Genomic DNA, 11,529 nt, shown 5'->3' on the forward strand with positions numbered 1-11,529 from the left:
AACCCCGAGTTGTCTCCCCACTGCTCGGGGTTTCTTTTTGCCTGCGATTTGTCATGGGCTCGGGGCATCCTGGAAAAACGTCGGGTGGTCTTGCAGGTATTGCTCACGCATGACCGGGTCGAGCCATGAGGCGTAGGACTGTCGCAGTTGCTCCTGCGGGATCTCGCGCAGCACCTGATTGATCCGCTCGATAGCCGTGCGGCCTGAGGCGTTATCCGTGCAGGCAATCCGGGTCAGTTGATAGGGCGGGGTGCCTTTGATGGGGTAGAAGATCAGCTCTTGTGGATCAATGCCTTGTTGCAGCGCCTGGTAGCGCACTTCTGTCCAGTAACCCAGCACCGCTTCCAGCCGCCCCTTTCGTTGCATCTGCAGCAGGCTGCCGAGGGCGTCATTGCCGTAATGTGGCGCCAGTTTGTGAGCACTGGTGTGCTTCAGCGCTTCATCGATGATGGCGCCGTAGCTGCGTTCGGCGATGATGCCAAGGCGCGCATCCCGTGCATTCAAAAATGCCTCCAGGTCGAACAGTCCATCCACCACAAACGGCGCCAGCAGCGCCCGCTGACCCTGGCGGATCGTCACCCCGTTGCTCGCGGCCGCGAAGGCCTGGGCGGAAAACACGATGGTTTTAGCGCGCTCCGCCGTCCACAGCAGGGACGGGTCGCAGGTAAGCGTGCCGGGGTCGCGGAGCATCTGCATGCCGCGCGCGCGGTTCACGTGGAGGATCTGATGTCGATACTCCGGCATGTGTTCGGCGAGTATCGGCAGCAGTTGGTCGAGGGCGCCCTGGCCTTTTTGCGGGCCTTCGAAAATCGTCACTGGCGGCAGGTCACGCAACAGCCAGATCAAGGTTTCCTGGGCCTGGCTCGACAGTGGCCAAGTCCCGAGCAGTGAACCCAGGAGGCAGAGTCGAATGATGAAGCGCCGGCCCATCAGATCGCGCCGTTCTCACGCAGGCGGGCAACGGCGGCCGCGTCGTAGCCCAATTCAGCGAGCACCACGCTGTTGTGCTCGCCCAGCTGCGGTCCGACCCACTCACAGCTGCCCGGTGTGTCCGACAGTTTGGGCACGATGCCGGGCATCTTGAAGTCCTTGCCGCCGGGGAGCTGCGCCTTGAGGAACATCTCGCGGGCGAGAAATTGCGGGTCTCCCAGCATGTCTTGCGCGCTGTAGATACGGCTGGCGGGCACTTCGGCCTTGTTCAACTGTTCCACCACTTGCTCAAGCGGCAGCGAGTTGACCCAGCGATCAATCACCCCGTACAACTCATCGCGCCGGCTGTCGCGGCCATCGTTGCTGGCCAGTGCCGGGTCGTTGGCCAGGTCGTCGCGACCAATGGCCGACATGAAGCGCTTGAAGATCGCGTCGCCATTGGCGCCGATCTGCACATGCTTGCCATCTTTGCTGGTGTGGATCGAGGAGGGCGTGATGCCGGGCATGATGTTGCCGGTGCGCTCGCGGATAAAGCCGAACACGTCGAACTCCGGGATCATGCTCTCCATCATCGCGAAGATCGCCTCATACAGCGCCACATCCACCACCTGGCCGAGCCCGCCATTCACTTCACGATGACGCAGGGCCATCAGCGCCCCGATCACGGCCCACAACGCCGCGATCGAGTCCCCGATGGAAATCCCGGTGCGCACCGGCGGGCGGTCCTCGAAACCGGTGATGTAACGCAGGCCCCCCATGGATTCGCCCACCGCGCCAAACCCAGGCTGGTCCTTCATCGGCCCGGTCTGGCCAAAGCCCGAGAGGCGCACCATCACCAGTTTCGGGTTCAGGGCGTGCAAGGTTTCCCAGCTCAGGCCGAGCTTTTCCAGCACGCCAGGGCGAAAGTTCTCGATCAAAATGTCGGCATCCGCCAACAGTTGCTTGAGGATCGCCAGGCCGTCCGGGTGTTTCAGGTTCAGGGTCAGGGATTTCTTGTTGCGCGCCTGCACAAACCACCACAGCGAGGTGCCTTCATACAGCTTGCGCCACTTGCGCAGCGGGTCGCCGCCATCCGGGGATTCGACCTTGATCACCTCGGCGCCGAACTCGGCGCAGATGCGCGACGCAAACGGGCCGGCGATCAAGGTGCCGAGTTCGATGACTTTCAGGCCGGCAAGTGGTTTGGCGGTAAACGACATGAGGAACCTTTCGGGCAGGGCAGGGATGTGAGCCTTTTAACATAGGCGAGTGGCGCAGTGATAAGGATGATGCAGCGCAGTATTCGTTGAATCACCTCGCCATCGGTTAGACTTGCCGCCTTTCCCTGTCTCTAGAAGTCCGTTCATGGCCCAGCCGTCCACGACCTACAAGTTTGAACTCAACCTCACCGACCTTGACCGTTCGGTGTACGAGAGCGTCAAGCAGACCATCGCCCGCCACCCTTCGGAAACCGAAGAGCGCATGACCGTGCGTTTGCTGGCCTACGCGCTTTTCTACAACGAGCAGCTGTCTTTCGGTCGTGGCCTGTCAGATGTAGACGAGCCGGCGCTGTGGGAAAAAAGCCTGGATGATCGCGTCCTGCACTGGATCGAAGTCGGCCAGCCGGACGCGGACCGCCTGACCTGGTGTTCCCGCCGTACCGAACGCACGACCTTGCTGGCCTACGGCAGCTTGCGCGTCTGGGAAGGCAAAGTGGTGCCGGTGGCGAAGAACCTGAAAAACGTGAGCATCGCCGCCGTACCCCAGGAAATCCTGGAAGTGCTGGCCAAGGACATGCCCCGGGTGATCAAGTGGGACGTGATGATCAGCGAAGGCACGATCTTCGTGACCGATGACCGTGGGCAGCACGAAGTCCAGCTGGAATGGCTGGCTGGCGAGCGCGGCTGAAACGTCGATAACTGATTGGACGCTGGTCGAGTGTGGGAGCTGTCGAGCTTCAGCGAGGCTGCGATGCAGGCGCTGCGGTCTGACAGGTACACCGAGGTGATCCCATCGCAGCCTCGCTGGGGCTCGACAGCTCCTACAAGGGATCACTGCTAATTTTCAACATTAAAGAGAAGCTTCCGTCACCCCATGCGTATCGATCCTCGCCCGTTGCCCGCCGTCCTGCCATTCCTCGGTGAATTGCCACCGTTGTTGACCCGTCTCTACGCCGCACGCGGGGTGCAATCGGAAGCCGAGCTGGATAAAAGCCTGGCGCGGCTGATCCCGTATCAGCAGCTCAAGGGCATCGATGCTGCGGTGGACTTGCTGGTGACGGCCCTGGAGCAGCGCCAGCGGATCCTGATCGTGGGTGACTTCGACGCCGACGGCGCCACCGCCAGCACCGTGGGCACCCTGGGCCTGCGCTTGTTGGGCGCCGCCCATGTCGACTACCTGGTGCCCAACCGTTTCGAATACGGCTACGGCCTGACCCCGGAAATCGTCGCCGTGGCCCTGCAGCACCAGCCACAGCTGCTGATCACCGTGGACAACGGTATCTCCAGCGTCGAAGGCGTGGCGGCCGCGAAAGCGGCGGGGCTCAAGGTGCTGGTTACCGACCACCACTTGCCGGGCGACGAACTGCCCGCAGCCGACGCCATCGTCAACCCGAACCAGCCGGGCTGTGAATTCCCCAGCAAGGCCCTGGCCGGTGTGGGCGTGATCTTCTACGTGCTGATGGCCCTGCGTGCGCGCTTGCGCAGTTTGGGTTGGTACGAGAACAAGCCGCAGCCGAATATCGGCGAACTGCTGGACCTGGTGGCCTTGGGCAGCGTGGCCGACGTGGTCCCGCTGGACGCCAACAATCGCATCCTGGTCTACCAGGGCCTGGAACGCATTCGCGCCGGTCGTGCCCGGCCGGGGATCAAGGCGATCCTCGAAGTGGCCAAGCGCGATCACGCCCGCATCACCTCCACCGACCTTGGTTTTATCCTGGGCCCGCGCCTGAACGCCGCCGGGCGCCTGGATGACATGAGCCTGGGTATCGAGTGCCTGCTCACCTCGGATTTCGCCGCCGCCCGGGAAATGGCCGCGCAACTGGACGGCATGAACCAGGACCGCAAGTCCATCGAACAAGGCATGCAGCGCGAGGCCCTGGCCCAGCTCAAGGACTTGCCGGTGGAGTCGATGCCGTATGGCTTGTGCCTGTTCGACCCGGAATGGCACCAGGGCGTGATCGGCATCCTTGCCTCGCGCATGAAAGAGCGTTACTTCCGCCCGACCATCGCCTTTGCCGACGCCGGTGACGGCCTGCTCAAGGGCTCCGGACGCTCCGTGCCGGGTTTTCATATCCGTGACGCGCTGGCCGTGGTGGCCAGCCAGCACCCAACGCTGATCGCCAAGTACGGCGGCCACGCCATGGCGGCAGGTCTTACCTTGCCCGAGGCCAACTTCCCACTGTTCGCCGAGGCCTTTGACGCCGAAGTGCGTCGGCAACTGCGCGAAGAAGACCTGACGGGCCGGCTGCTGTCCGACGGCACCCTCGCGGTTGAAGAGTTTCACCTGGAACTGGCCCGCGCCCTGCGCAACGCCGGGCCGTGGGGCCAGCATTTCCCAGAGCCGTTGTTTCACGGGGTGTTCCAACTGGTGGAGCAGCGCGTCGTCGGCGAGCGCCATCTGAAGGTGGTGCTCAAGAGCGAGTGTGGATCGGTGAAGCTCGATGGCATTGCTTTCGGCATCGACCGCGAGATCTGGCCCAACCCCACCATTCGCTGGGTGGAACTGGCCTACAAGCTCGACGTGAACGAGTTCCGTGGTCAGGAAACCGTGCAACTGATGATCGCGCATATCGAGCCGCGCTGAACCCTGTGCAATCCTCTGTTGTCGACTAGTCTCTAAGCACTGTGTGATCGGTCTTGTGACCTTGTCTTATTTCAGCCCGCCGGGGACGGGTTTTTCGTCGACCTTTCAAACAGAACCCTGGAGCCTGCCCACTGCATAAAAGAGGTGCCCCATGAGTCTGCTGCTTGAACCCTATACCCTGCGCCAACTGACCCTGCTCAACCGCATCGCCGTTTCGCCGATGTGCCAGTATTCCAGCGTCGATGGTCTGGCCAATGACTGGCACCTGGTGCACCTCGGCAGCCGTGCCGTCGGTGGCGCCGGGCTGATCTTTACCGAAGCCACCGCCGTGACTGCCGATGGCCGCATCACCGCCCAGGACCTGGGCCTGTGGAACGACGAACAGATCGAACCGCTGCAACGCATCACGCGCTTTATCAATGCCCAGGGCGCGGTGGCGGGCATTCAACTGGCCCACGCCGGGCGCAAAGCCAGCACGCACCGGCCATGGATCGGCAAGCACGGCAGCGTCAAGCCGGAAGATGGCGGCTGGGTGCCGGTGGGCCCTTCGCCGATTGCCTTCGATCCGCAGCACACTTCACCCAAGCAACTCGATGAAGGGCAGATCCAGCAAGTGATCGCTGACTTCGTCGCTGCCGCCAAGCGCGCGTTGACTGCCGGTTTCAAAGTGGCGGAAATCCATGCCGCCCATGGCTACCTGTTGCATCAATTTCTTTCGCCCCTGAGCAACCAGCGCCAGGACCAGTACGGCGGCTCGTTCGAAAACCGCATCCGCCTGGTGCTGCAAGTGACCACGGCGGTGCGTGAGGCCTGGCCGCAAGAGCTGCCGCTGTTTGTACGGGTCTCGGCCACCGATTGGGTCGAGGACGGCTGGAACCCGGATGAAACCGTCGAACTGGCGCGCCGCCTGAAAGACCTGGGCGTCGACCTGATCGACGTCTCCTCGGGTGGCACCGCGGCCAATGCGGAAATTCCTACCGGGCCCGGCTACCAGACCCGCTTTGCCGAGCGTGTGCGCAAAGAGTCGGGAATCGCCACCGGCACCGTGGGCATGATTACCGAGCCCGCCCAGGCCGAGCACATCTTGCGTACCTGTCAGGCCGATATCATTTTCCTCGCCCGTGAACTGTTGCGTGACCCGTACTGGCCACTGCATGCCGACGATGACCTGGGCGGGCGCAAAGCGACCTGGCCGGCGCAGTATCAGCGGGCTACGCATCGCGACCAGCCGATTCATGAGTCGGACTTGCGGGATTAACCTTGCGTAGGAAAACGCCTGAAGCTAATGTCGAAACTATGACTCTATTACTGAACGCCTCGATTATTCCCACCCTCCAGGAGAGGGTGGGCTGACGCGTGCTGGAAAAGCATGAAAAACCCGCCCTTGATCCGGCGGGTTTTTTATTGCCCGCCGATCACCGGCCAAGCCCTGCGACACAAGGAGAAGCTCATGTTGCACCTGATCTGCGGCAAAATCGCATCCGGTAAATCGACCCTGACCCAGCAGTTGTCGCAAGCCCCACAGACGGTATTGATCAGCGAGGATGAGTGGCTGTCACGCCTTTATCCCGGACAGATCCAGGCTCTGGGCGACTACGTGCGCTGCACCGGCCACCTGCGCGATGCGTTGACGGCCCATATCATCTCGTTGCTCAAGGCCGGCGTCTCGGTGGTGCTGGATTTTCCCGCCAACACCCTGGCCAGCCGCCGCTGGATGCGCTCATTGTTCGAAGGCGCAGGCGCTGACCACCAATTGCATTACCTGGACGTACCGGACGAGGTCTGCAAGGCACGCCTGCGTGCGCGCAACGCGGCGGGTACCCACGCGTTCGAAACCAGTGACGCCCAGTTCGACTTGATCACCGGCTATTTCGAAGCACCGACACCTGCGGAAGGCTTCAACCTTGTTCACCATCAACCCTTGGAAGCACAGCATGTTGATCAAGCGTGACCTGACCGAACAGGACCTGCCGTTGCTGGCGCTGATTGACCGTACCGAACGGATCGAGGCGTGCTATCGCGTGGAGCACGGGGAGTTGCTGCTGTACCCCGAGCACCACGACATGCGCGGCTGGCCCGAAGGCGAAGCCGAGCAGGATGCCGTGGCCTTGCAGGCGTGCCTGAAGCGCGGCGGGTGGCTGCACGGTGTGTTTGACGATGCAAAGCTGCTGGCGGCCGTGGTAGTGGACAACCGGGTTATCCTCAACCAGGGCCTGCGTATGCGCCAGCTCAAATTCCTGCATGTGAGCCATGGGGCCCGTGGCCTGGGCCTGGGTGGCCAGCTGTTTGCCCTGGCCTGTGAACACGCCCGCGCAGCCGGGGCCGAGGCGTTGTACGTATCGGCCACGGAATCGCGCAATACGGTGGAGTTCTATCTGCGGCTCGGCTGCCGGTTGCTCAAGCAGCCGGATCCCGAGCTGTTTCAACAGGAGCCGCACGACATCCACCTGTACCGGCCGCTTGTGGGATAACGCTGTAGGTCATTGCCCTGCAAGCGTTTTTTTAAGTGATTACTCTAAAAAAGTCCCACGCCCTGCAAGATAGTTTCTACGCTTAAGGTAAGCATGATTTCTGGCCCAGGAAATCAGCTTGTTGATCCTCGCAGGTCGCATCGCGGGATGGGGTTATGGGCAACCAGGAGCAGTTGATTGATACGAGGAGACAGTCCATGGCCAAGTCTTATGGTGTAGCGGGGGTGTTGTCGTCTTTTCTGGCCCGCAGGATGTCGCTGCGCAGCCGGCGCCTGAGTTCGGACGAAGAGCAATTGCTGGAACAGTACCGCGCCCTGACCGAGAGTGATCAGGTGGCGATGCGGTACTTGATTGGGGCGATGAAGAGTATTTCGCGGTTCTGAAGATCCCGAAGGGGCGTTCCCACGCGAGCGTGGGAACGTTCGGTATCAGGTGTACTTGCGCTTGTCTGGTGCAGGTGGGAAGTATTGGTACAGCCAGGTTTCGCTCAAAGTGCGGTCCTGGGTGCGGATGAACAGCCGCAGTTCAACCGGCTCGACGCTGTCGCTGGTCGGGTACCAGTCAAACAGAATTCGATAGCCCTTGATGGCATCCAGTACCAACACGCTGAAGTCTTTGACCTCACCATGGGAGCAGGTCACCACCGGCTCGATCCCGGTGCCTTCAGGCAAACGATCCAGCCCGCCGCCGTTGAAGTCCACGGCAAAGCGCCGCGCCCAGACTTCGGGGTAGTGCTCGCCCGGCGCCCAACCTTCGGTGAAACCGCCCATGCCCGAACGGGTGGCATTGACCTGCGCCAGTGGCGTGCTGACCGGCGGCAGGGCGCTCCAGTAGAGCTTGTAGCCGTAGTTCAGGGATTCGCCGGCAGCGACGGGCTTCTTCGGGGTCCAGAAGGCCACGATGTTGTCCAGGGTCTCGCCGGTTGTAGGAATTTCCAGCAGATCGATAGAGCCTTCACCCCACGCAGTAGTAGGTTCTACCCACAGGCTTGGGCGTTTGCTGTACCAGTCCACCGTGTCCTGATAGCTGGCGAACTCATGATCGGTCTGCACCAGGCCGAAGCCTTTCGGGTCGGTGTCGGCAAACGCGTTGAATTGCAGGGTAGCCGGGTTGTTCAGCGGGCGGCAGATCCACTCGCCATTGCCGCGCCACATGGCCAGGCGATCCGAGTCGTGGATTTGCGGGTGAATGGTGTCGCACATCCGCCGCTCAACGGTGCCGCAACTGAACATGCTGGTCATCGGTGCGATGCCCAGTTGCTCGATGGCGGTACGCGCATTGATATGGGCGTCGATGGCCATTACCACCTGGTTGGCCTGGCAGTCGATATCGAAGCGATAGGCACCAGTGGCGCTCGGCGAATCCAGCAGGGCGTAGACCACGAAGCGGGTGCTGTCCTTGTCCGGGGTTTCGAACCAGAACTTGGTGAAGTCCGGGAATTCCTCGCGCTTTTTCGCGTAGGTGTCGATGGCCAGGCCGCGTGCGGAAAGGCCGTACTGGCCGGTGGAATCCACCGCACGGAAGTAGCTGGCGCCGAGGAAGGACAGCACGTCGTGGCGGTCCAGTTCCGGGGCCTTGAACAGCTTGAAGCCGGAGAAACCCAGGTCGCCGGTCAACTGCTTGGTGTCTACCGTGGTTTTTTCATAGTTGAACAGCGAAGGGCGGAAGTGCACCTCGCGGGCCTGGCGGGTTTTCGGGTCGACGCTGTACATGCGCACCGGCGTCTTGAAGCCCATGCCGACGTGGAAGAACTGCACGTCCAGCTGGCCGTTCAATTCTTTCCACAGCGAATGCTTGCCGTCGTAGCCGATGGCGTTGAAATTCTGCGGGGTCATGGTCGCCAGGGTCGGCGGCAATACCTGCTTGGTGTCCTGGTAGCGATTGCTTGCCAACTGCTTGGCCTGGATCTTCAGGGCCTCGAAATCGAAGGCCTGGGCCTCGCCATCAGCGGCGCGGTTGCCCGCCCAGGCCTGGGCGGCCAGCAGGCCACTGGCCGACAGACCGGTGTAAGCCGCGATGGCCATGGACGCTTTGAGCAAATTCCTGCGGTGCATAAATACAACCTGTCGTGAACAATCCCGCGCCGTTCCTGGCACGTGCTGGATCAAGGAAAACGGTTCGGACATGCCTTCGGCCAAACGCAACGGACATTAAACAGATACCAAATAGCTTAAGCGGTTCGGTGCGCAAGGAAAAATGATTGATGGCGGGTTGATGGCGCTGCATATGAAACAAGACGTTTCTGTGGAAACCGTGTGGTGAGGGAGCTTGTTCCCGTTGGCGCGCGAAGCGACCCCAGGTCAGGCGATCGAGATCCTTCAGGGATATCTCGAGCGCCTGGTTTGGGGCTGCTGCGCAGCCCAGCGGGAGCAAGCTCCCTCGCCACAACAACCTCTTCAGGAACGCCGGGATCAGCCCACTTCGCCTACCGCTCGATATGCCTCATCAATCGCCGCATGGGCATACGCGCTCCACGCGGCATCCGAGTTGGCGATGCTCACATGCCCCACCGGCTGGCGCGCCAGGTCCTTCAGTTTTTCGCTTTCATCGGCATCGTCAAACAAGCTGTTGGAGAAGGTCGCATAGCCGTGTGACCAACGGTTGACAGTGATCGCCAGAATGTCGGTCTGGTGGTTGAAGCCACCCGGACCGAGCATGCGCTGCAGTTGGTCGCGTAGTTGCGCTTCCAGTTGTTCAAACGTCTGCCCGTACAACTTGCCCCGCCCGGCGCGGGCCTGGTCGCGGCCGTTCATGCCGCTGTTGGGGCTGGTGGGCACGTACACCATGTGCAAACCAATCGGCTGCGTCGGGTCGCGCGGGTGCTCGTAGCCGCCCATGCTCACCGGGTAATCCAGCTTGATCCGGCTGTAAGGCTGGGTCGCTGCATAAATCTCGTGCACCCCCAGCTTCTGGAACGAGGTCCAGTTGCGCACCACCACTTTGGTGTAGACCAGCGGGTACTTCACGTTCTGGCTCAGGGCCTGGGCTTGTTCTGCCGGCAGATCGCGCAGCAGGTACGGGATCATCATGTTGTAGCAGGCCAGGATGCAGCGTTTGCCGCGTACCTGTGCGAGTTGGCCGCCACGGCTGTAGCCGATGTGCACACCGTCACCGACGTTACGCACACTGACCGCAGTGCTGTTCAAACGCACCCGCACCGGCGTCCTGGGCTGATCAAGCCTGGCGTAGTCAAACGGCGCCAGCACGATGTCATCCATGGTGTGCCCCGGTGCCACTGCCGGAATCAGGCTGCGCACCAGCAAGCGTGCCAGCGAGGCGTTGCCGTCGGGGAAGTGGTAGATGTAGGGTTCTTCCATTTCTGCGGCGGCTTCTTCGCTGATCGGTGCCAGGTTCATTCCGCCGAAGCCAGGGAAACCCACACTGTAGGCATCAGCCGACGCCACCGCGTCGATACTCAAGGCCATGAAGTCGTTGGTGCGGCTTTGGAAGTACTTCACCGCGCCTTCCGAGAGTCCTACGTTCTTGAGCAGGAAATCGCGGTAGCTGGTGGCCGCGAGGTACTCGGCCTTTTCCTCGGCAGTCTTGCCCGGCAGGTAATCCTTGGGCGCGACGTGCAAGGCAATCAGCGCCTGACGGTCGGTTTCCGGCAGCGGGAAATCATTGATGAAGTCGCTGATGGAGCGCGCATGCAACTGGTCCGGGGCGATGTCGTCGGCGACCATCGGCGTCGGGTCGCCGGTCACCAGTTTGTCTTCGCCAAAGTTTTCCTTGTCGAAGAACACCCCGCGGGACAAACCCATGCCCGGGTAGAACTGGCGGTCGAAGGCGGTCTCGAAGCGCTTGATGTTCACCCCGAGTTTTTTCAACAGCCCGTTTACTTCCTTGCTGTAAAGATGATTCGGTGACTGGAACGCTTCGCTGCCGCCGTAGCCGATGATCAGCCGGCCACCGGCCTGGAACTCATTGCGCTTGGCATGGCCGCCGAAGTCGTCGTGGTTCTCCAGGATCAGGATCTTCGTCTTCGGGTGCTTCTCACGGTAGAACCACGCCGCCGACAAACCGCTCAAGCCACCGCCGACCACCACCAGGTCGTAGTCTTCGGTGATCGGCAGTTTATCGGTGTCGAAGGCCTTCTTTTCCCAGCCCATCTGGTGGGCAACTTCGAATGAGCCGACATGGCTGCCGCGCAAGCCGGTGAGGGCGGGCGGGTAGTAGCGGCCATCGGGAGCGGCCTGGAGGATTTGCAGCGGGGTCATACCGGCGGCAATCGTGATAGCGACGCCGTTGAGGAAGTCGCGGCGGGTGATGTCCATGGGAACCTGCGAATTATTTATTGTTATTAGGAGAGCCCCTGTGGGAGCGGGCCGTTGTGGCGAGGGAGCTT

Annotated in this window: 10 protein-coding genes; 6 read left to right on the plus strand and 4 right to left on the minus strand. The window is 61.7% G+C overall.

The genetic code is table 11. The annotated features are described in order from the left end of the window. Positions 1–51 precede the first annotated feature (51 nt). Together HYE77_RS25635 and HYE77_RS25640 are read right to left on the minus strand one after the other, a co-directional pair. Positions 52–930, minus strand: coding sequence for a TIGR02285 family protein (locus HYE77_RS25635; protein ID WP_177069750.1), 879 nt, complete (start codon positions 928–930; stop codon positions 52–54). Next, positions 930–2,129: a CaiB/BaiF CoA-transferase family protein gene (locus HYE77_RS25640; RefSeq protein ID WP_003209568.1), complete on the minus strand. Its 1,200-nt coding sequence runs from the start codon at positions 2,127–2,129 to the stop codon at positions 930–932. The genes HYE77_RS25635 and HYE77_RS25640 overlap by 1 nt, the downstream gene beginning before the upstream one ends. Positions 2,130–2,274: 145 nt before the next feature. Between HYE77_RS25640 and HYE77_RS25645 the strand changes: the two genes are divergently transcribed. The 6 genes from HYE77_RS25645 to HYE77_RS25670 all read left to right on the plus strand — a co-directional run bounded on the left by HYE77_RS25645 (position 2,275) and on the right by HYE77_RS25670 (position 7,567). Next, a complete protein-coding gene (locus HYE77_RS25645; protein ID WP_003209567.1) occupies positions 2,275–2,817 on the plus strand; it encodes a YaeQ family protein in 543 nt (180 codons plus the stop codon). 186 nt (positions 2,818–3,003) lie between these two features. Beyond that, positions 3,004–4,713, plus strand: coding sequence for a single-stranded-DNA-specific exonuclease RecJ (recJ, locus tag HYE77_RS25650; protein WP_177069752.1), 1,710 nt, complete (start codon positions 3,004–3,006; stop codon positions 4,711–4,713). Positions 4,714–4,864: 151 nt separating this feature from the next. Further along, complete coding sequence (locus HYE77_RS25655) at positions 4,865–5,971, plus strand: NADH:flavin oxidoreductase/NADH oxidase (RefSeq protein ID WP_003209564.1); 1,107 nt, start codon at positions 4,865–4,867, stop codon at positions 5,969–5,971. 192 nt (positions 5,972–6,163) lie between these two features. Next, entirely contained in the window at positions 6,164–6,664 is a 501-nt protein-coding gene (locus HYE77_RS25660) for an ATP-binding protein (protein ID WP_177051551.1), read from the plus strand. Then, positions 6,648–7,184 carry a GNAT family N-acetyltransferase gene (locus HYE77_RS25665; protein WP_177020423.1) on the plus strand — a complete coding sequence of 179 codons (537 nt, stop codon included), beginning with the start codon at positions 6,648–6,650 and terminating at the stop codon, positions 7,182–7,184. Before HYE77_RS25660 ends, HYE77_RS25665 begins: the two co-directional genes overlap by 17 nt. A gap of 197 nt (positions 7,185–7,381) precedes the next feature. Then, positions 7,382–7,567 (plus strand): hypothetical protein, encoded by a 186-nt coding sequence (locus HYE77_RS25670; protein ID WP_003209560.1) that lies wholly within the window; start codon positions 7,382–7,384, stop codon positions 7,565–7,567. Between the two features lie 45 nt (positions 7,568–7,612). Here the strand turns inward: HYE77_RS25670 and HYE77_RS25675 are convergent, their stop codons facing one another. Both HYE77_RS25675 and HYE77_RS25680 read right to left on the minus strand, forming a co-directional pair. Continuing rightward, complete coding sequence (locus HYE77_RS25675; RefSeq protein WP_102368202.1) at positions 7,613–9,238, minus strand: glucan biosynthesis protein D; 1,626 nt, start codon at positions 9,236–9,238, stop codon at positions 7,613–7,615. A 357-nt stretch (positions 9,239–9,595) separates the two neighbouring features. Then, positions 9,596–11,458 carry an NAD(P)/FAD-dependent oxidoreductase gene (locus HYE77_RS25680; RefSeq protein ID WP_177069753.1) on the minus strand — a complete coding sequence of 621 codons (1,863 nt, stop codon included), beginning with the start codon at positions 11,456–11,458 and terminating at the stop codon, positions 9,596–9,598. Positions 11,459–11,529 lie beyond the last annotated feature (71 nt).

The sequence above is a fragment of the Pseudomonas sp. IPO3774 genome, assembly GCF_013386835.1.
GTDB lineage: Bacteria > Pseudomonadota > Gammaproteobacteria > Pseudomonadales > Pseudomonadaceae > Aquipseudomonas.